General features: G+C 45.9%; 13 protein-coding genes. 2 read left to right on the top strand and 11 right to left on the bottom strand.

Annotated elements, in window-relative coordinates; all coding sequences use genetic code 11:
* Window positions 1-4: 4 nt before the first annotated feature.
* Window positions 5-952, bottom strand: coding sequence for a 3'-5' exonuclease (locus tag G588_RS0103870; RefSeq protein ID WP_022777444.1), 948 nt, complete (start codon window positions 950-952; stop codon window positions 5-7).
* 27 nt (window positions 953-979) lie between these two features.
* Window positions 980-1,813 (bottom strand): alpha/beta hydrolase, encoded by an 834-nt coding sequence (locus G588_RS0103865; protein ID WP_022777443.1) that lies wholly within the window; start codon window positions 1,811-1,813, stop codon window positions 980-982.
* 235 nt (window positions 1,814-2,048) lie between these two features.
* Between G588_RS0103865 and G588_RS0103860 the strand changes: the two genes are divergently transcribed.
* The gene (locus G588_RS0103860) at window positions 2,049-2,591 is read left to right on the top strand and encodes a glutathione peroxidase (protein WP_022777442.1); all 543 of its coding nucleotides are present in this window, start codon (window positions 2,049-2,051) and stop codon (window positions 2,589-2,591) included.
* Between the two features lie 107 nt (window positions 2,592-2,698).
* Here G588_RS0103860 and G588_RS0103855 read toward each other — a convergent pair whose 3' ends face one another.
* From G588_RS0103855 to G588_RS0103830, 6 genes are all read right to left on the bottom strand, one after another.
* Window positions 2,699-7,270, bottom strand: a complete 4,572-nt coding sequence (locus tag G588_RS0103855; RefSeq protein WP_022777441.1) for a C2 family cysteine protease — start codon at window positions 7,268-7,270, stop codon at window positions 2,699-2,701.
* Window positions 7,271-7,304: 34 nt separating this feature from the next.
* On the bottom strand, window positions 7,305-8,093 hold the full coding sequence (locus tag G588_RS0103850) for a GNAT family N-acetyltransferase (RefSeq protein ID WP_022777440.1): 789 nt from the start codon (window positions 8,091-8,093) through the stop codon (window positions 7,305-7,307).
* Between the two features lie 12 nt (window positions 8,094-8,105).
* Window positions 8,106-8,930, bottom strand: coding sequence for a hypothetical protein (locus tag G588_RS0103845; protein WP_022777439.1), 825 nt, complete (start codon window positions 8,928-8,930; stop codon window positions 8,106-8,108).
* A gap of 187 nt (window positions 8,931-9,117) precedes the next feature.
* Window positions 9,118-9,927 carry a YlmH/Sll1252 family protein gene (locus tag G588_RS0103840; protein WP_022777438.1) on the bottom strand — a complete coding sequence of 270 codons (810 nt, stop codon included), beginning with the start codon at window positions 9,925-9,927 and terminating at the stop codon, window positions 9,118-9,120.
* A gap of 33 nt (window positions 9,928-9,960) precedes the next feature.
* The gene (locus tag G588_RS0103835) at window positions 9,961-10,470 is read right to left on the bottom strand and encodes an NUDIX hydrolase (protein ID WP_022777437.1); all 510 of its coding nucleotides are present in this window, start codon (window positions 10,468-10,470) and stop codon (window positions 9,961-9,963) included.
* A gap of 12 nt (window positions 10,471-10,482) precedes the next feature.
* The gene (locus G588_RS0103830; RefSeq protein WP_022777436.1) at window positions 10,483-12,975 is read right to left on the bottom strand and encodes a clostripain-related cysteine peptidase; all 2,493 of its coding nucleotides are present in this window, start codon (window positions 12,973-12,975) and stop codon (window positions 10,483-10,485) included.
* Window positions 12,976-13,199: 224 nt separating this feature from the next.
* Here G588_RS0103830 and G588_RS0103825 point away from each other — a divergent pair, with 224 nt between their 5' ends.
* Complete coding sequence (locus tag G588_RS0103825; protein WP_022777435.1) at window positions 13,200-14,063, top strand: Uma2 family endonuclease; 864 nt, start codon at window positions 13,200-13,202, stop codon at window positions 14,061-14,063.
* A gap of 110 nt (window positions 14,064-14,173) precedes the next feature.
* Here G588_RS0103825 and G588_RS0103820 read toward each other — a convergent pair whose 3' ends face one another.
* The 3 genes from G588_RS0103820 to G588_RS0103810 form a co-directional block, all read right to left on the bottom strand.
* The gene (locus G588_RS0103820) at window positions 14,174-15,751 is read right to left on the bottom strand and encodes an N-acetylmuramoyl-L-alanine amidase family protein (protein ID WP_026668568.1); all 1,578 of its coding nucleotides are present in this window, start codon (window positions 15,749-15,751) and stop codon (window positions 14,174-14,176) included.
* A 43-nt stretch (window positions 15,752-15,794) separates the two neighbouring features.
* The gene (locus G588_RS0103815) at window positions 15,795-18,230 is read right to left on the bottom strand and encodes an N-acetylmuramoyl-L-alanine amidase family protein (RefSeq protein WP_155830733.1); all 2,436 of its coding nucleotides are present in this window, start codon (window positions 18,228-18,230) and stop codon (window positions 15,795-15,797) included.
* Between the two features lie 108 nt (window positions 18,231-18,338).
* Entirely contained in the window at window positions 18,339-20,840 is a 2,502-nt protein-coding gene (locus G588_RS0103810; RefSeq protein ID WP_022777432.1) for a helix-turn-helix transcriptional regulator, read from the bottom strand.
* Window positions 20,841-20,896: the final 56 nt, after the last annotated feature.

Here is a 20,896-nt window from a genome sequence, read left to right as displayed (position 1 = left end):
GCCATCACTGGTCTTTCTCCGGGTTCTGTCTCTTCCTGACCTTGCGCTGCTTGGCCTTCATGGCCTCCACCTCCTCGGGGGAGACGAATTTGCAGGTCTTGATTACAAAGAGTCTTCCGTTCTCTGCCTTCTTGATGCGAACCTTGGCCTTCATGAAGCCATGCTTGTCGCAGTAGGCGGCGCTGTAATAGTGCTTGCCGTTGGGAGAGAACCATTTTACCCTTCTTTTGATATTACAATGGCAGATATAGCACTTGGTGCTCATAATCTCCATGTTCTCAAGTACATCCTCCTTGGTATCAAACTCCCTGGAGATGTACTTGGCATAATTGTCAAAAACAATGCGGATCTCCTGCTTCTTGGTCTTGGGAGTCACATAGGTGTCGAAGGATATTCTCTGAAGCACCCTGTCACTGAATCTCTTAAATATCTTGGCCGTGTACTCGGCATCCGCCAGAGCCCTGTGAAAAGGTATATCCTGGATAAGTCCCAGCTCATCAACTGCAGTGGCAAGGCTCTTACGGGATCTTCCATCGTCATAGGCAAGGCTGTAGAGTTTCTGCGCATCGTAGAAAGGAAGCGGCCTGTCGGACAAAAGAGGCATGTCATAGAAGTCCAGATTTCTCTGAAACTCCGTAAGATCCAAAGGTCCCCAGCTGCAGAACTTGGGGTCCTCGCCGCACCACTCAAGGAACTGTCTTGCAACGGTCTGGAAATCCTCGCCGCTTTCAAGGTCCTCCATTGTAAGGTGGATGAGCTTACCCGTGATTCTGTGCATATGCTGATGGATCTGAGGCTTGATCAGCCGACTGAACTCGCCGATCTTTTCTCTTTTTTCATTTAGTTTGACTGCGCCGATCTCAACAATCTCAAAGGTAAGGGTCTTATCCCCCCTTGTCACCGGCGCTTCACCCTGATTCCACTCAAGGTCAAATACTATAAAATCGCCCATAAATCAATTCTTTCCATCGGGTTGGTATTACTTCTTAAAATAACTTCCAAGCCAGGTTGCAGCCAGGTCTATCCAGGGCTGGCAGGAGGGAACGATCTCCTTGCGGCTGGGGCTTTCCGTTATCTCATTTGCAAGGGACAGTCCGTGACCTCCCTCACAGAAAATATGAAGCTCTGTATTAATATTATGCGCTTTCAATGCGGATGCAAACAATAGGGAATTTTCAACCGGCACTGAACCGTCTGTGAAGGTATGCCAGATGAAAGTGCGGGGAACTGCGTCGCTTACCTGTTTCTCAAGGGATACCTTCTCAAGAAGCTTCTTATCTTCTTTTCCCACAAGAGCATCAAAGGAGCCTCTGTGAGCATATTCTCCGGAGGTTATAACAGGATAGCATAACAAGAGTCCGTTGGGACGAAGCTTTTCTTTGGCAGCATCTGTTGCTTCTCCAAGGAGCTTCTCGGATAAGAAGTCCTCTCTCCAGAAGCAGGAATAGCTTGCTGCCAGGTGTCCGCCTGCGGATGCGCCCTGAACAATTATCGCCTCCGGGTCAACCTCCCATTCTGCGGCATGCTCTCTTACGATGAGCATTGCCCTTCCAAGTTCCAACAGAGCTGTGGGATATTTGGCAGGCTTGCAGGAGTATCTAAGGATTGCTGTGTTAAAACCCTTGGCCATAAATGCAAAAGCCAGTGGCTCAGCCTCTCTGTCAGAAGTCCATTCATAGCCGCCACCCGGGCACAATAGTACCAATGGTCTCTTACTTATATATAGTTCCGTTGAAGGCTCCTGGATAAAAACAGTGAGTCTTGCTCCCTCAAGAGAGCCTTCTTCATTAAGTGCAAATTCTTTATAATACATAACTATTTTCCCCCGATTGCATTATTGATATGCATTTATTCAGGCGCCTTAAATGCGCTCGTACTCTTGATTTTAACTGTTTCATATCAAAATTACAAAGATTTTTTAATTTGTGTATTGACATATTTAATTGCGCGCAATATAATTGCATTGTTAAGAAACGAAATAACAATGACATTTAGACATGCAAACCTATATCCATTTAATACAACCATTATATCAGGAGGAAACCAAGATGGGATTTTATGATTATTCTGTAACAGATGCACAGGGCAATGAAGTTTCTATGGAGAACTACAAGGGCAAGGTTGTTCTTGTTGTAAATACAGCTACTAACTGCGGCTTCACACCTCACTACAAGGATATCGAGGCAATATTTGAGAAGTTCCATGAGCAGGGCTTCGAGGTTCTTGATATTCCCTGCAATCAGTTTGCGGGACAGACTCCCGGAACCGACGAGGAGATCCATGAGTTCTGCCAGCTCCACTACAACACAATGTTCCCTCAGATGAAGAAGTCTGATGTGAACGGTGAGACTGCAATTCCTCTTTACAAATATCTTAAGAGCCAGAAGGGCTTTGAGGGCTTTGGTAAAGGACCTGCTGCCCTGGCAATGAATGTGATGCTTAAGAAGATCGACAAGGACTATAAGAATAATTCCGAGATCAAGTGGAACTTCACCAAGTTCGTGATCGACAGAGAAGGCAATGTAGTAGCCCGCTTCGAGCCCACGGAGAAGATGGAGAACGTAGCTGCTTGCGTTGAGAAGCTCATCTGATAAATATATTTGTAATTTTTCTAACCTTTTGAATATATAAGCCGCTATCCGGTCTCATCTGCCGGACAGCGGCTTTTTTTGAATGATTGCGGAATATCTTTATTCTTCTACAGCTCATCCTTCGCATAGCTGTTGAACATTCTAAAGAACGTATCAACAGGCATGAACACATAACCTTCATTCTTACCGTCAAAGGTTATCTGCTGAGTAACTGCTCCGGTCTTTTCATCGTAGACAGCCTCATTGGTTCCGATTCCCCATGGATTTCTCAGCACAATTGTCTTTTCGCCATTGATCATTCTGGTTCCTACGACCGCATAAGCGTGTCTTATATATACACCCTTCTCGTTATCTTCCGACTTAAGGCCGCTTCCCTCAATGGTATCGAAACCGTCTTTTGTTGACGCTGTGAGTACATAATTTTTAAAGCCCTTGTTGAGCTCATCAGCTTCACTGATGAATGCCTCCTGAGCTTTGGTGTACTCCATTTTTCCCTTTTTCAGCTGACCTTCATATTCATCATTTACTTCTTCGTTAAAAATTCTCTTAGTGCCTCTTTTTCCTGTGATGAATCTTGCAAAGGATGCCGGGTCACCTCCCGATATCAGTTCATAGCTTACCTGACCATCCTTTTCCAACATAGCTATAAGATCGCTCTTATCTTTGATACTATCCTTGATTTCCTTGCCTTCCTGCTTATAAAGGTCCTTAATGATCCCTGATGCAACAATGGCCTTTTCCAGCATCTGGATCCACAATGCGCCCCTTACATAATAATCCTTTTCAATATCTTCTCCCGCACGTTTGTACACGGGAACGGTCTTTTTAACCGTCACATACTTATCACCATTATCAGTACAGAATTTGACGGTTACGGTATCTCCATTATCCTTCATCATGTTTTTGATGACACTGGGCCTCATATCTACAATGGCCGCGATAGTGGAAAGAGCATAGCAGTCACCTACCTGACCCTGAGCCATATCGTTGACAGAAGGTTCATGGGCAAAGAGCGGGTACTTGCTCATATCTTTCCACTCAAGATCCTTCTTTTCAGTGATCTTAAGCTCCACAGTGTCAGTTTTACATTTCTTGAAGGCCTCATCTGAAACAACATAAGGCACTATGCCATCAGGGACTTGCAGATTTCCATCTTTTAAGGTAAGACATTTTTTAATAAGAGGTTCAAGGATACTTCTCTGCTTTTTAAGATGCGCATCTTTGGTTTTCTCGGGGATTTTGGCCAGTTCCTTCTCTGCCAGCTTAAGACCCTTAAGCATAAGCTCTCCCTCTTCAAGAAACTTCGCGTTATCAAATCCCGCTTCGGTGCTTGCAATGGTAAGGCTTTTATTTACTCTTACATCCATTCCGGCGTAATCATCAAAAGCCTTGATGGCATCCTTGAAGTCCTGGGACACCTCAAACTTGCCTTCATTAATCCTCTTAAGCGTCTTTGCCGTGATACTACTGATATCGCCCTTTATTTTCATCTTGACTCTATCAGAGGCGCATTTGAAGTTACTGCGGCTTTCCTTTATTGCCCTGATCTTGTCCTTGGCCTTCTGAACCCTTTGCTGCTGTGCGGGGCTTACGATCAGGTCTTTTTTCTCCTCCTTGATCTGTTCCTGCTCCCTGACCTGTTCCTGGTTCTGGTCCTGCTCTTCCAGGGTCTTTATTGAACTGAGAAACTCCGGCTCTACCAGTCCCAGACTCTTACCGGCAATGATCTGCCTCTTCAGGGCTCTGGTGTAGGTTCCTTCGCCGTCCCTGACCTTCTTCACCTGAAGATCTGCCAGTTTTGCTTTTGAGCCCACTACCAGATAATGGGTATCTTCCTTGCCCCAGCGTTTATACTTCTTAAGATTATTCTCCTCATTCTTTATGTCATCCAGCCGCTTGTCTTCATCCTTTTTGTCTCTCCTCTTCCTCCAGCCATTCTCATCCGTCATGTCCTTTCGGAAAGCATTCTGAAGCGCAGTAAGCCTCTGGGTAAAGGCATCTTTATCCTGCTGAGTAAGTTGTATCTCGTTCTCCGTAAAGCTCTCAAAAAAAACTTCCGGCGTAAGAGCCATTATCTTATCAGCCACCGTTCTGTCATAGACCTCGATATTAAGATCACCCTTTTCATCCAGAACTGAAGATTCTATTCCCTCGTCCTCACCGCCTTGCAGCTGCTTTTCCTGTTTGCCAAAATAGCCGTCGTTACTGATGTTGCATACGGATTTTATGAATATTACCGGCTCACCGGTGAGTGCCTGGGTTCTGGCGTTGTATTTTATGGTATCAAGTCTTCTTTTTTTCTTCCCAAAAAGAGTATCCATGATGCGGATGGTTGTCAGCTGTCTGAGGGCAACGTCAGAATATACGATATTCATATTGTTTTCATTGGCAGCATCCAGGATCTCTTTGGCACTCTTGTACTCAAGGGGCCCATTACCATGACCTTCCACCCTCTCATCGATCCTGCTTTTATAGGCAAGACCGGTTTTGACCTCGCCGTTTATCTTTCTGAGCTGTGCCTGCCTGTAATCCCGAAGCATAGAGACATCGCCGCAGGCCAGCTCTATTATGTTCTTATAACTGTTCTCTCTAAGATCCTCCTTACTCTCCAGGAAGGTAACGTCTTTTTCTCCGTCTTCGGACTCAATCCTTTTACCTTCCCCCGTTTTCACTTCCCTCATTTTGCTGATATCATTGCCAAAAAGCATATCTGCCCAGGTGCCGCTTCCACCACTCATCTTGAGACGATCCGCGAAGCTTATGCTGCCCAGATAGGTTATCATACGGGCTGCGTTATCATTTATCCTGCAGCAGAGATCTACTTTCCTGACTCCGCTTTCAAAAGAAGGATCGTTATCCTTAAGGTAAAACTTGCACCATTCCTGCATTCGGTTATATACCTTGATCAGATACGCCTTATCGGCATTAAAGTTCTGTTCATTGTTGCCAACCTTTGTATTTAACTGTTTCTTAAGATTATCACGGCATTTTTTACTGCTATAGAAGCCGGAGGATTCGGAAATAATGTTATAGAACTCCTCTTCCAGACCTTTGCTCTGCTTTCGAAGAAGCATCTGATCTGTCTTTGCGATCTCACCGTCATCCTTCTCCAAAATCATATCGGAATTACGCAAAACCATGCTAAGAGCCTGCTTCTTATTGTCATTTACAAGCTTTTCATACTTCTTCTGATCCAGTGATCCCACAAATTCATAGCAGTTTTCTGCTGATGCCAGGATATTTCCAACAGACTCATATCTATCGCCATACTCATGTTTGTCATCGTGGGACTTTCTGTACCTTCTACAGGCTTCAACAAGGCTCCCCAGTGACTCCGCCATCTGATATTTGAATTCATGATAGCCAAGCTTAAAAGCTGAGCCGGAGGTGATCTTTCTAAACTCGTCTATATGTCTTTTGACAAGCTTCATCTCTATACTGTTGGTTCCAAAGAAGTTCCCGTGCTCCTCCAGATCATTAAAGTTCTTGAAAAGACTGCCGAAGGAAGCTCCGCAGTTTTTGGCGTTCAGGCTGTATACTCCAAAGCCGTTTACTCCGAAATAGCTCATCTTCTTTACTGATTTATCAAGAAGCTTTCTCTGTTCTTCTTTGGTAAGAACGGTCTTGGATTTGTTAAAAAGCTGTTTGGAAGCATTGGACTTAACCTTAGTGATCGCTTTTGCCACGCCGTTTCTGTCCTTCTGCTTTACTCCCGACACCTCCATCAGTTTGGCTGCCAAAACTGTGCTGTTCATGATCTTTTCTGCCAGCTGCTTTGTGGAATCCGGAGTTGTTTCATCCACTTCCAGAGTAAGCTCCTCGTCGTAGTGAGTGGAATATTCCATGTCAGTGACAACTTCCTTGCGGCTCACATAATAGGCGGAGATGAGCCTTAGCTTTTCCAGGTGTTCCTGTATGACTTTGGCGGTGTTTTCATTAATCTCTTCAAAATAGTTTTTTCCATATCTTTCAAGCATGTTCTCATAGGCATAAACCTGTCCTGTTATGGCCTCCAGTTTTTCGGCATTTCCGGCCATGAGCACATCACTGTCAAGCCTTATTGAAGGGATATCTATGGCAAAAAGAGCTTTTGTCATAAGTCCAAGGGCCACCTTCATATCCTGACCTTCAGGAGCGCCCTCACCATTTACAGAGGTTCCCAGAGCGCTGTCAAGAAGACTCTTCTTGTCCTGTGCGGAAAACTCCTGCTCGTTTGCGCCCATAAACATGGCAAGATCTCTGTATACTTCTCCATCCTCGCAAGGGACATTCCTTCCGGTCATCATCTTTTCCATTTTATCGAGACATTGTCTGGAATTTCTGTTTACAGCCTCTTTTATCATGATTGCATTCTTTTTCTTTTGGAAAAGGGCAGACTTGTGGTTCTCCATCTTTTCGAGTCTTTTCTGGATATTCAGCTTCTCGTTGAAGCGCTTGCCGTATTCGGTGGTGTAAGCAGCCAGGGTTGGCATATGTACAAGCTTTCGTGACGCACTTTTAGTATGCCCTGTGGCCTGCAGTGCCTTTTTTAGCCATGCGTTTTCACCGGGCTGAAGGTTTTTAATCCTTATGTCCTTTACCCTCGATTCCTGATAATGGTCTACCTGTTCAACGGGCGATGCATTTATCACCTGGGGGTCCTTGTGCTTTTCCTTGTTGATCTCGCCATGTCCCATCATATATTTGTCCTCGCTTTACTGCCATAGCAGCAATTCAAAAATGCAGATTGAAATAATAACACTCGGTGAATTTTACTGAAGAATAGGCGGTAAGCTTTGCCATAATTGCCTTTGCATTGGAAGAAGAAAAATCGGCAATAATCCACTCATCATAGGTTCCTGACTCTTTTGCATTAATAACCGCTTTTCTGATAAGCGCATACAATATCCGGATCTTTTGGGCTCCGCTGGCCTCTAAGGTCTCCAGCGAAAGCTTCCCGTCAACCGGGTGCAACAGGATCATTCCCCTTCCCGATGCATTATCAACGGCTATGATACTTACATTCTCGTTGTAATACTCCTTTTCTTTCACCGGCAAAAAAAATCTCTCGCTCTCCGGAAGGCTTCTGAGGGGAATCGATCTGACACTTTTTATCTCCGGTCCCAGTGATGAAAGATCAAATTTCTCTATATTTGCTATCTGTACGTTAAGTTCGTCTGATTCATCCACAAATCCGGCTTTATCCAGTATTTTTCGCAGATAAGCGTTTTCAGGATTGCCGATGAAACAGCACCCTATGCTCTTTGCTCCCAGGTCATAGGCGGTTTCCAGAAAAAAACGCATAAGCTTGCTGCCGGCTCCTTTGTTTCTGAAGTCACTCGCTACATAAATATAAGTCAGTATGAGCCTGTTATCCGGCTCAGCCTCGGCCCTTAACACTCCGCAGGCCGTTCCGCTGCCCTTTTCGATAACGCCGATGACAAGATCATCCTCTGTTGGTCTGATATCCAAAATGGGCATAAAAAAGCTTAAGTTGCTATCATTTACCAGGGTTCCCTGCATGTTTACACCTCTTTACTCTGCGCCAAAGAATTCTTCCAAAAATTCCATGACTTCTCTTTCGAAAGCTGCTGCCATATCACCAAATACCCTGCCGTCAATGTTATCTCCGCTGTCAATGGTGCAGGCGTGGAAGGTTATCACAGGGCTGTCCCCATCGTCGATTATTCCAAGGTCATCCATTCCGATAAAACTCCTGGTATAGGAATGATCCCGGTTAAATTCTTCCGAAAGTTCCAGGGCCTTCTTTTTGTCAGCCTTTTCATAGGGAATATCTGCCCTGAAGTGAAGAAGATACTCATCTCCGTAAAGATTCTCATAGGCTGCGACAAAGGTCATATCCCCATCAACCACTAGAATATAGGGAATATTCGCGATATCCACAGCCAGATCCTCCGCGCCGGCCCTGGTCAGAATATCTGCCAGCATATTTGTCTTGGGAAGGAGCCTTACTGCTGCTTCCGGTGCATTCTCATCTTCATCAAGGTCCTGTACCATCTCCGGAAGGGGATAGACCTCCAGGGTCTTACCGGATAAAAGAAGCTTAGCATAGCGCTTTATTGTACCTGCCCGCCCCTGCTTATCCGGAAGAGGCGTCAGTAAGCTCACAGCCTGAATATCCTCAGGCGCTGCCTTGTCCCCTTTGGTGGTCTCTGCAGTAAGGCATAGAAAGTCCTTGTCATCCCCTTCCATAAGGCTAAGGACAACTCTTCCTATTCCTTCAAAAAACACAAGAAGAGCCGGCAGCCCGTCTCTGTCCATGGACAGCTCGGCTGTGGCTCCTTCTTTGATAAGTTCGTTCTTAAAGACTTCAAGTTCTGATAAAAGATGCTCGTACATGCTGTTTACCTCGTTGGTCGAAAGTTGGTATTATCAGTTCTAAACAAATTCTTAAACGATTTAGTATTTATATTATACTAGCATTTTGTGATTTGAGGCAATGGGTGGGGACAGGAGAAGACAAGGGGACGGCAGAAGACAAGGGAACTCATTTGAACCGTCCCCTTGTCTTCTGCCGTCCCATGTCTCACACGAACAACTTAACTTTCACAAAGCACCTGCCCTTCCTTGTCGTTCCCGACTGGCCAAGGTAAATAAACTTCCCATGCCCTCGGACCGACACCCGGGCGCCTTCCTTGAGGTCATACCCGCCGCTGTAGGCTGTGCGGCCGTCGATGAACACCGACTCGGACTCGATAAGTCTCTGGGCTTCGGACCTCGAGAGATTGTAGACGAAAGCCAAAATGGCATCAATTCTCTCGGAGGCAACGCTTCCGCTCTTTTCCTCAAAGGCAGGGCGGATAGTACATTCCGCAGGGTTAACGATCTCACATTTAACTGAGGTGTGCCTGATCCTGATCAGCTCCTTGCAGATCATCTCAGACATCTCCTCTGTGACAAAGAAATAGGCTTCCTTCTCCCCTGTCAGAATATCTCCTATCTGATCCCTCTCAATTCCTAGATTCATCAGTGCTCCCAGATAGTCTCTGTGGGTCAGGTCATCTGAGAACTTGGCATTGACCGGAAGAACATGGATGCACTTAAGCACCGTCCCCTCCGCATTTTCTGCCATCAGGAACCCCTCTTCATCCAGATACTCCGGCAGGAAACACACCATTGCCCTCTCGGCATCTTCGAAACCGCCGTAGACCACATATCTTGCGCCGCAGTATTCATGCACATTTGAAGATATGCCTTCGCTGGCAAGGATCTGATAAAAGGTGGCCAGCTCCGATACGGACAAAAAGTCCGTATGGGTCACAAAATTATTCATATACGCTCTTGTGGCCAGGTCTTTGACCCGGCCACCAAGAAAATCTCTAGTTTTTTCTTCCATTGTAATTCCTTAATTGCTCTTATATATGTTCATTTACAGCTTGGACAGAACTGCCTTATAATCCAGCTCTTTTCCGTTAAGGACCGCTTCCCTCAGGTTATCATCGACATCATAGGCCATCTTCAGGGAAAAGAAGTTCTTGCTCTCCTCAAGAAGAAGGAAGAATATCTTATCTCCTTCCCAGATGTTAAGGTCGTAGACATCACTTTTTTTGACCCATTCCAATCTCCCCTCGTCGCATTCCTTGGGCTCTCCCTCGGGGCATTTGGCGGTAAAAAGAGACATCAGCTCATAGTCTCCCTTGTCGGAGATAAAGGTGATGACCGACCTGTACTCCAGGTCTTCCAGGGGAATGTCAAAGCCGGTCTCCTCGAAGATCTCTCGCTTTGCACATTCCTCGGGGCTCTCGTCATCCTCAAAATGACCGCCTACGCCGATCCACTTGTCCTTGTTTATGTCATTCTTTTTGCTTATCCTGTGCATCATCAGGTATTTGTCGTCCCTCTCAAGGTAAATGAGGGTGGTAAGTCCTGTTCGTCTCATAATCAGCTCCTATCAGTTCTTCAAGAACGGTGTCCAATAGCTCTGGTCATAGGTATCTGTGAAGCAGTAAGCCGTAAGGACAGGGCCGTCTCCCACAGATACATTGCTGATCGTAAGAAGCTTCATCTCTTTGTCCAGAGTCATGGGATCTCCCAGGTAATAGGAGTCCTTGTAATTTCTGTTGTAATCATAGTAGTCGCAGATAAAGTCGATCTTATCGCCGATCTCAAGCTCTGTCACATTCTTGGCAACAGTCTCTGTCTCGCCGTCTTTGTAATCATAATTGGCGCCTGCCACATATCCGTCCTCGTTCTCTGAGTCAAAAACAAGGATGAGATTAGCTCTGTTTCCGTTGATGAAGCAGGGAACTCTGCCGGTGATGGCATAGCTGTCATCCTCAGCCTGAACATCGATAACATAATAAGCAACCACCTGACCGTCGATGGCAAGCCAGGTTCTGTCTGTAGGAGCAAGAAGGTTACCGGCCTCATCATACTCAAAGGTATTATCAAGTCCCAGGTCCACGTAGCCTTCGCCGTCATCATAGAACATGTTGAGTGTAAGGTTACTTACCTGCTTCCACTGCTCTTCGGTAAGAGTTATGGCATATTGCCCGTCCTCGTTCTTAGCCCACATAAGAGCTGAGGCGTCAAACTGATTGTCAGCTATATATTTAGCAGCTGTGTCCACATCAAGGCCTTTACCAAGGAAAGAAGTATTGGAAGCGTTAAGGCCTGAAATACTGCTAAAGTCGCTGGAAAGGAAGGTGTTAAGGAGCTGTCCGATAAGCTCTGCGGAGGAGCCACCTGCAGAACCCTCGCTTCCTGTGTAGTCTCCGAAAAGAGATCCCATAGGAGATGCGGTCTGGCTGCCTCCTGATGCCACCTGGCCCGCAACGTTCATGGATGCGAACTGCTGAATACATTTAGCGTAGTCATCATCCATTCCGATGGCCTCATAGGTGTCAACCATGCTGTCTACCTTGCCAAGCTTCTTGCTGGGGAAGTAGATTGAAAGACCATATGCGTTGGTCATATTGGAGCTTGTTCTGTTGTATTTGATGGCGCTCTTAAGAGCATCTGCCAGTTCCTTGGACTCTGTTGTATCCATTCTGATGGCAAAGTCCACAAGGTCCACCTGGTCGATTCTTGAAGATGCCGCAAATTCTCTTGTTGAGCTGCGGGCTGTTGAAACAGCCGCATACTGGTTGTTCTGAATCTTTTCCGAAGTATCCTTGGAGAAATCCGCCAGCTCCGAAGGTACTGTCTGTGACAGCTCAGCCAGATCTATCAATGAAAGAGTAGTCTTCTGTCCGGCGCAGCTCTGTGCGCATGCGTTGGTAAAAGAGTCGATGATGTTCTTGCCGATCTCCAATGTCTCCATGGAGGTGTTGCGGCCAAGGGCTGTGAGCCAGTCTGTGTAATACCAGCCAACACCGGGTTCTGTCTCTTCCGATGCCACGAGATAATCCGCGTAATTGGAAACAAGAAGGGCATTCTCAACTGTTGCCATAAGGCAGGTGTCAAAGCCTACAAAATCAAAGGTAACTCCGCCATCCTTAAGAGCTGTGTTGATGCCTGCAAGAGACATTGCGCCGGCTGTTGCGAACTTCTCATCGTAGCCGTAACCTCCTGCTGATCCGCCGCCGTGATCCCAGAAAATAAGGTCTGTTCTGTCTGCGGGGAAGTTCTGGGCTGTCCATTTGATAAAGTCTGAAAGAGTATCGGGCTTGGTCATTGGAACGCTTCCCAGATTGTCCTTCAAAAGAACGAGCTGCCCGTTCTTAACCTGATATATCTGATTGGTGGAGCTGGATACCACATTGTTCTGCCAGCTCTTGGCACCGCCGGTGTAGATGATAAGGTTGATCTTATCTCCAAGGTCCGCGCGAAGCATCTCCTGAATATCCTTGGTTGCCATTCCGCTTCTGGACTCAAGGTCTGCGCCGCACATATATACCATGATGGTTACTGTATCTTCGCCGTTTCCCTTGATAACGGTGCGCTTGGCTCTTGCACCCTCGGCAACGGTAGTATCAAGCTTACCTGTATTGCTCTCGCTGCTCCAGCTTGCAGAGCTAAGACCCTCACTTCCGTAGGGGCTGTATCCCCCGAGAAGGCTTCCCAGAAGTGATCCTCCTGCTGAACCAAGCTGTGATCCTGCAGATGAACCTGATGTAGTTGTGGTAGTTGTCTGCTGAGTCTGAGTGCCGGTATACTGCTGCGCTGTCTCTGTATCAGAATAGCTGCTGCCGCCTCCTCCAAGAAGTGAGCCGATTCCGCCTCCACCTCCAAGAAGTAGGATAGCAATAACTATTATCATAAACAGAGGGCTGCGTCCGCCTGATCTCTGGGGACCGCTACTGCCGCCGCCCGAGGGACCGTTACTGCTTGAATAGCCGGTGCTGCTGCCTACCGGTCCTGTTCCGAGCCCGTCTCCGCGCTTATTTACGCCGGAGCCTCCCTCTGTCACATTCTTTTTTCTTCCAACAGGTCTGTTTTCCATACAACACCTCCCAAATATCGCGAATTTTCCGTATTTTCGCCATCTTTCTCTATATTAGCACTATAGGGGACGATTCTACAACTTCTAACGGTAATCTTACGAGTTCACAATTTGTTGACGGGAACCGGCCTTTTAAACGGTTGAAATACGGTTGAATTTGTAGTACATTATACTTATAAAGTAGCGTTTTTCATCAAAAAAAGGTTTGAAATCGGAGACATAATATGACAATCGATGAGATGAAACAGAGAAAAAAAGAGCTTGGTTTCAGCTTCAAAATGCTTTCGGAGCTGTCAGGAGTTCCTCTTGGCACAGTGCAAAAAATATTTAATGGTGAAACCAAGGCCCCTCGCTATGAGACAATTGAGAAGCTATCCAGGATTCTTATGCCCAAACCCGCCAGCTATCTTAAGTACATTGATGCAGAGCTCCTTTCACCCGGTGGTGTCATGGAAGAGCCCGCTGTTTATAATGGCAATGGACGTGCTATCGACCTTGAGCACTTTGGCGGCAAAGTTCAGGGAGAGTATACCATAGAGGATTACTATGCTCTTCCCAATGATGTAAGAGTTGAACTTATAGATGGCTATTTCTATTACATGACTGCGCCAATGACCAGGCATCAACTCTTTGTCGGCGAACTGTTCAGAGCTATCAGCAATTATATCAGAGACAATAAGCGCAAATGCATCCCCTTTATGGCTCCCACCGACGTACAGCTTGATTGCGATAACAAAACCATTGTACAGCCTGATATATTTATATTGTGTGATCCTGACAAACTAACTGAGAAGAACCTGTTTGGTAATCCCGACTTTATCATTGAGGTCTTGTCACCCTCCACCTCCGGAAAGGATTGCTACATTAAGACCAGGAAATATAAGGACGCAGGAGTCCGTGAATACTGGCTCGTAGACCCCTGGAAAAAGAATGTACTGGTCTATATCTTTGATGCTAAGGGGAATGATGACGACATCGCAATATATGGTTTTGACAAGCAAGTGCCGGTAGGTATTTATGATGGCAAGCTTAAGATTGATTTCAGAGATATAGATGAATATATTGAGCAAGTATATGGGAAAAGCTGAGCTATGAGTCAAAGGGGGCGGTTCTTTGTGACTCGCTTCGTGAGTCACAAAGAACCGTCCCCATTGACTCATTTGAACCGTCCCTATTGAATCACTCAAGAACGATTATTTTATGGAATCAGCACTCCGTCAGCATCGAAGCTATGCTTCTTGCCCCACTTCGTGATAGTCTCGGATCTTGCCAATGTTCCGTCACCTTTTACATAGTATTTGTTTCCGTCCACTGTTACCCAGTCATTCTTAACCTGATGTCCCTTCGCATTGAAGTAATAGGTATCATCATCAATGACTACGAATCCTGTCTGCATTACTCCATTCTCGTCAAAATAGTAGGTGCAGGTCCACTTAGTAAGCCATCCTGTCACTCTGATGCTGTCTGCTCCGAAGTAATACTTCTTGCCATCTTCCTCGTAGAAAGTACTCTTCTGAAGTGTACCATTCTTACTAAAGAGTCGGTATTCCCCCTCAACCTTGTGCATACCGGTGACCTTCTCGCCGCCCTTTGTATAATAGTAGGTTGAGCCCCACATTGTTACCCAGGTGCCACCTTCGATATTCTCAGGATCCTCAGGTTCTTCAGGCTCCTCGGGCTCTTCCGGTTCTTCAGCATTACCGGGCATTTTGGTTTTATAGAATTCGGTGATCAAATCTCCGTAATAGTCACATGCAGCGACCTCGACCTCATATTCGCCCGGCTCAAGTCCAAATCCCTTTACAGCATCGGCAAAATTCAGCATATTAGTCCTGACAAGCCCTCTTTTGCCTCCAACCGTTATTGCATAGCCCCTTGCTTCTTCAGGCGCATCCCAGGTCAGAATATCGCCGTCTTTCTTCACATTGGTAAGTGAAGGAAGCTCACCTATCCATCTTTCAGGAGATCTGAAGACCATGCCCAGAACATCGCCATTTTTCTTATGATGTATCTGTGTGCGCTCCCATTCTGCTCCGTCTACGATGAGCTTGAAGTCTTCATCCATTTTGTATGTGTCCTCGTACGCTGTATAGACATTGATCGCAACGTCATACTTATACAACCCCGGAATAAAAGATTCCTTGGAAAACGTATTGAATGTCCCCCAGTTAAGAGACTCCCACATATAACCAACGATCTGCAGCTGCTTAGGTCCGTCAAATGTAAGGTTCTGCCTACTTTCGCCTAATACAAGGACCTCATCCATATCAGACGTAACTTCAACAGTTGTGAAAAATTCAGGCTGAGGTTCCGGTTCATAGTATACATAATCAAACGCATAAGGTGATGATATAATCTCTCCATCAGCATTCATCGCAACAATGTGAACCAGATAATTAACTCCATCTTCAAGGCCAAAGCCCTTTCCCAATTCCTGAAGATCTGCCGAAGTCTCATCAGTCATAGTGGTGTTGCCTCCAAGCCATACAATATAGCAGGCAGCACCGTCAAAAGCATCCCAGCTTACGATGTTTCCATCAAGATGCCCATTCTCAATAGGCGGCAGATCATCATAAGCATCTTCAAGCTCCGCTTCTTCATCGAAAGAAAGCTCTGCAGCAGTAAATTCTTCGAACAGTCCTGCATCTTCCTCCTCAAGAAGGACCACTTCTTCATCATCAAAAAAGTCTTCTGCAGCAAAAGAAGCTACAGGCTGCAATATCATACCTGCACTAACTGCTATAGCCATTACTCTCATCAGTAATTTATTACTCATAGCATTCGCCTTTCCGGTGTAAATCACCTGTTAAGTGCTCCAATCATGGAATCAATACTCCGTCTGCATCGAAGCTATACTTCTTGCCCCACTTCTTGATGGTCTCTGACTTTGCCAAAGTTCCATCAGCTTTAACATAGTATTTATCTGCACCTACAGTGATCCATGAGTTCCTTTGCTCATGTCCCTTCTCATTGAAGTAGTAGGTTGCCCCGTCAATATCAACAAAACCTGTCTGCATCACTCCGTCCTCATCAAAATAGTAGGTGCATGTCCACTTAGTGGTCCATCCCGTTACTCTGGTTCCGTCAGCTCCGAAGTAATACTTCTTGCCGTCCTCTTCATAGAAAGTACTCTTCTGAAGTGTGCCATTTTTGCTAAAGAGATAGTAACCTCCGTTTATCTTCTGAACACCTGTAGCCTTCTCGCCATTTTCTTTCACAAAATAGGTTGCGCCCCACTTGGTGGTCCAAGTGCCCTGAATCTCCTCGGGATCGTCAGGCTTGTCAGCCTTTATCTCGATTACTCCTGTTTTGTATATTGCCTGGATCAATCCTTCCCCCACCGTGGTTCCGGGGGAGACCATTGTGCATTCCAATCCGTCGATAATAACTTTTGTTTCTTCTGTGATTCGATGAGAATATACGTAATCATTCTGCAAGCTCACTACGAATCTGAAACAATATTCTCCTTCGCCTAGGGCATCGCCAAAGGCATACAGGTTAGTCCAGGTGTCTCCATCCTTCTTCAGCGCATCCATTGTAGAAAAATATACTAATCCGTCATTATCGGTAATTGTTGGAGCCCTGTAAGTAGCACCTTTTACAAAAATCTCGGAGATATTGCCGGTTGCATTGATTTTCTCAATAACAACTCTGTTTTCCTCATCGATTACAGTATCTCCCCTGGAAACGAAAACTCCATCATCTGTTGCATTCCATCGTAATCCGTCTACGACCAGCTTCATATATTGGTCAAACTCATAGAGGTCCTTATGTTCATCGTCAATATCCAGAGTCACCTCATAGTACCAGCCGCCGCCACTAAAGGTGTCCTCAGTGGCTTCTACTTTTTGCCCGCCATTTGCATACTTGAGCCATCTGCCGCCTGTAACTACAACGCCTTGGTCTCCCTCAATTGTGAAAGTAGGAGTTGTCAAAGGTGCACCAAATTTGATGATATCAGCCATATTACTGGTGGCTGTTATACTTGTAATTTTAGTCTTCTGGGCAGGAGCCGGCTTTCCAAATACCCATGGTACTTCTGCTGTCTTGGAATGCTCAAAGCCCCCAATATCCATGAAGTCTACCGCTGTAATCTTAACCGTATATGAACCATAGGGCACATCGTAGAACTCGCAGAACTCCACAAGATCTAAGGGCATAAAGTACTTAACAACTTCTCTTGTATCACCAATTTCAATACGATAGAAGCCCCAGTCTCCGAGCTTATCCCAATACAGCTGGTTATCAGATATATACACCCCTGTAATCTCCGGAAGCTCTTCAATAAGTGTCCCCTCTACCATATATTCCGGTGATACAAATTCATAGCCTGAAGAACCGCCAATGCTAAAAATGCGTTTCCATTGTATGCCGTTAACTTCCAGCTTCAAATTATTATCAAGCACATGGGTAACCTTGTATTCATCGGCAACGTCTACTTCCACATCATACTGGTATATACCGGGAGTAAATCTTCCTTGTGCTACCTCCCATTCGCCCTCATCGACCTTATGCATCCATGTGCCGGAAAAAACAACCACATCTCCTTCTGTTATGTTAAAAGTCGGCTCCCCGATAGGTGCTTTTTCAATGGTAAGCTCCTCAATATTGCTTGTAGCTACGACTTTTTCGATATTAATCTGCTTACCTGGGGTCGGCGTTTCTACTACCGTAACAGCAGGCGAGGCAAATTCCAAAGCCTTGAGCTCAAAATTCTCGTCATAATGAGCTGTGTACACAATCCACTGCTCATCATTAACAGTCAGCTGGAAATCATTATCTAATCTCCATAAAGACTTGCACTCCTCTTTGACAGATACCGCTACAATAGCTCTATATCTTCCGGCAAAGAAATGCTCGTCAGGATAATCTGCCCATCCGGCCTTTCCATCCTCCTGCCAGCCCGCGAAATAGTAATCAAGAATAGGACTACTAGTCTCAATACTCAGGTTCGGACAGATATCGCCAACTTTATAGTAGTCTGCCATCCTGATACTGATGGAGTCTTCTCTGATCCACCTTACCTTTGCAATAGGGGGTTCCTCTCCATCATCCAGTAATTCAGCCTCCGGTAACATTTCTAATTCGGGCGCTTCCTCTAATTCAGGTATTTCTTCCAATTCCGGTACTTCTTCTGTGGCTTCATCTATGACTGCATCCGCCAAAGGTTCCTCTGCGTATGCCGTCATGGGCTGAAGTACAAGCCCTGCGCACATAGTTAGTGCCAATAATCTTGCCAATAACTTTTTACTCATAGTTTCCCACCTTTCTCATAGAAAAACAGTTTCAGACATACTAAAAGCCACTGCAAAAAAATTTTACAGTGGCCGTAATAAATTTAACACTTAACCATTAGTTAGTATTTAGTCGGTACCCCCTCCAAGGAGCTCTAACAGACGTTTTCTCTTGGTTCTGGTGTCTCCCTCGATATGAAGTTTGTAATAGATCTGATTGCTGTACTGTTTTACACTTCCCTCTGATAAAAACAGCTTTTCCGCGATCTCGTGATTGGTAAGGCGCTTGGCCATAAGGGCTGCCACCTCCCCTTCTCTTGCAGTGAGTTTGGAGAATACCGTAACCTCCAGGACTCCCGCATTTTTATTGAGCTCTTTGGCGCAATTGCCCGCTAGCTCTTTTATCCTGCCTATGAAGGCTCCGTGTCTGCCTTGGCAGGACTGCTCATCAAATAACGACTCAAGCCCTGCGTAGTTCTCGGCGAAGGGCATCAGGAGATTGTCAGGCTCAGCCAGTTCCAATGCCTGTAGCAGGACCTTTTCCGCTGCCGGGATCTTATGAACCGCATTCAGGCATACAGCTTTCTGAATAAGGAGATATATCTTAACCAGGCAGTAGTTCATCTTGTCGCACACAGCTATCTGCCGGTCTATCTGTCCCAGGATCCTGGTGTACTCCTCCTGAACAATGTACACCTGATTCTCTATCATTTCCGTCATGGGTCTTCCTGGCTCAAGAATATTGACTCTCTCAAGGAGGTGTTCTCTGAAGACTCTCGGTATCTTCTCCGGATCTCCCATAATCGCATAATAATATGCGCAGGAGGCATTCCAGATATTGATAAGTCCTGCATTGTGGTTCTTCTGAATACTCTTTTTCCTCTCCTCAGGCTTCTGGGTAAGTTCATGGTCGGCAAAAAGGGACAGTCTCATATCCAGGAAGTCGCAGCAGAGCTTCATATTGTCCTGGTCGCATTTGGCGGGCTGAATATAGGCTTTTCCCAGGGTTATGGCGGCGTCCACGAAGTTCCCCTGCATGTACTGGGCTTCAGCTCTCATTATTTTCTCAGCGCCGTAGCCGTGGTAGTTGGTAACACTGTAGTAGTGGGGCATACACTCGTCCATTTCAGCCAGCTCTTTGGCCAATTCCCCGGGCTGTCTGTAGAACATCATAAGAACCGATGGGGAGCCAAAGGTCCAGCCGCCCTTGTTGGTAATACTGATGGCAGGTCTTGTCATCTGCTCACTGGCGCTTCTGTGGAGCCTTGACATGGCACTAACGTCATTGAACATGAGAAAACTCATGATAAGATCGCTCTCTCCCTGGAGGTTGCCTCGCTCCTGTGAAGACAACGAGGGATCGTTCTCTATGATATTGGACAGCAGATCCCTTAGTTCCAGCATCTTGGGTATCTGCCTGAAGTTAAACATGCATCGCATAAGGACCAGTATCGTAAAAGGATACCTGGTCAGCGTCTCCACAGGACAATTATCAAGAAGCTGCAGGATCTGCGCCGGTCCCCAGCAGGACAGAAGGATTCCCGCATCTGCCTGAACCACCTGCAAAATAGCATCGTAGTTGCCGCTGTAGGTATATGAAGTAATGGCATGTATGAACTGATCGTGCTGTTCATACCATTCGCCGTACCTGTTTCTGTAATAATCCCTTGCCTGTTTATCAAGCTCTTCAAAAAGCTTTTCTGCGCACTCCTTCATCATATGATGAAATCTGAAGTTCTCGCTGTCGGGAAGTTTTTTCACAAAGGCATTTTGTTTGGACAGTCTCTTTAGGATCTCCGCACTGTTCATGTATCCTGTGATGAATCTTGCCATTTCGGCATTAAACTCATCCGCAAGGCCCATAACTATAAGGAAGAGCCTGATATCCTTGGGAACAGAGTCTATCATGGCCTTAATAAACACTGCGTATATATCTGAGCCACGGCTTGGGATAGTCTCTGAGGACATATAGGTTCGAAGTGCCAGATAAACGGCGGAGAACCACCCCTCTGTGGCATAATACAGCTCATCTATCTGCTCCTGCCGCATATCGAAGCCGCAGCGATGCACATAGGCCGCAATATCCTCTCTCTCAAGTCTTAGGTCATCGGCTGTAATTATGCAGACTTTGCGCCCCAATTGCACAGCCTCAGTGTCACTTATGACAGCCCGGCGGCTTGCAAATATCACATGTACGTTGGAAGGGATGCGGCCTGCGACCCTGGACATGAACCCCGGAAGTCTTACCGAAGTCAGAAGATGAAAATCATCCGCAAAAATATAGATTTCCTTTTCGCCGGTCAGATGGCGACAGGCGGCATCAACCACCATATTGCCGCTGATAAGATCTGTCGGGCAGGGATATTTGTCAAGGAATGTATATCCTTCATATCTGAAGGCATCCTGAACACTTTTCCAGAATACGGCAAGGTTATCGGAATATATGCTGATTCTGATGATGACTGTGTCCTGTTTTTTGGATTTTTCTGCAAGAAAATGATTGATGATCGTGGTTTTCCCATAGCCCATAGGCGCAACGACGGTTGTCAATGCGCTCTCGGGGATCTGTTTCAATACTTTCTGGAGATTTTTAGGTACGTAGGTTGCGCTTAGACTCTGCTTCCTTGGCATATTTTATACCCTGTTCGAAATTGAAATGACGATAACGGTAGGCAATAAATATTTTA

The organism is Butyrivibrio sp. AE3009 (assembly GCF_000420845.1).
Lineage (GTDB): Bacteria > Bacillota > Clostridia > Lachnospirales > Lachnospiraceae > Butyrivibrio.
The sequence above is the reverse complement of the archived record's forward strand: the minus strand, read 5'-3'. Positions and strand labels throughout refer to the sequence as shown.

Bases quoted from the DNA above. Each gene is read 5' to 3' on its own strand.
- G588_RS0103870 (WP_022777444.1), bottom strand. From the start codon at position 952: ATGGGCGATTTTATAGTATTTGACCTTGAGTGGAATCAGGGTGAAGCG.
- G588_RS0103865 (WP_022777443.1), bottom strand. From the start codon at position 1,813: ATGTATTATAAAGAATTTGCACTTAATGAAGAAGGCTCTCTTGAGGGA.
- G588_RS0103860 (WP_022777442.1), top strand. From the start codon at position 2,049: ATGGGATTTTATGATTATTCTGTAACAGATGCACAGGGCAATGAAGTT.
- G588_RS0103855 (WP_022777441.1), bottom strand. From the start codon at position 7,270: ATGATGGGACATGGCGAGATCAACAAGGAAAAGCACAAGGACCCCCAG.
- G588_RS0103850 (WP_022777440.1), bottom strand. From the start codon at position 8,093: ATGCAGGGAACCCTGGTAAATGATAGCAACTTAAGCTTTTTTATGCCC.
- G588_RS0103845 (WP_022777439.1), bottom strand. From the start codon at position 8,930: ATGTACGAGCATCTTTTATCAGAACTTGAAGTCTTTAAGAACGAACTT.
- G588_RS0103840 (WP_022777438.1), bottom strand. From the start codon at position 9,927: ATGGAAGAAAAAACTAGAGATTTTCTTGGTGGCCGGGTCAAAGACCTG.
- G588_RS0103835 (WP_022777437.1), bottom strand. From the start codon at position 10,470: ATGAGACGAACAGGACTTACCACCCTCATTTACCTTGAGAGGGACGAC.
- G588_RS0103830 (WP_022777436.1), bottom strand. From the start codon at position 12,975: ATGGAAAACAGACCTGTTGGAAGAAAAAAGAATGTGACAGAGGGAGGC.
- G588_RS0103825 (WP_022777435.1), top strand. From the start codon at position 13,200: ATGACAATCGATGAGATGAAACAGAGAAAAAAAGAGCTTGGTTTCAGC.
- G588_RS0103820 (WP_026668568.1), bottom strand. From the start codon at position 15,751: ATGAGTAATAAATTACTGATGAGAGTAATGGCTATAGCAGTTAGTGCA.
- G588_RS0103815 (WP_155830733.1), bottom strand. From the start codon at position 18,230: ATGAGTAAAAAGTTATTGGCAAGATTATTGGCACTAACTATGTGCGCA.
- G588_RS0103810 (WP_022777432.1), bottom strand. From the start codon at position 20,840: ATGCCAAGGAAGCAGAGTCTAAGCGCAACCTACGTACCTAAAAATCTC.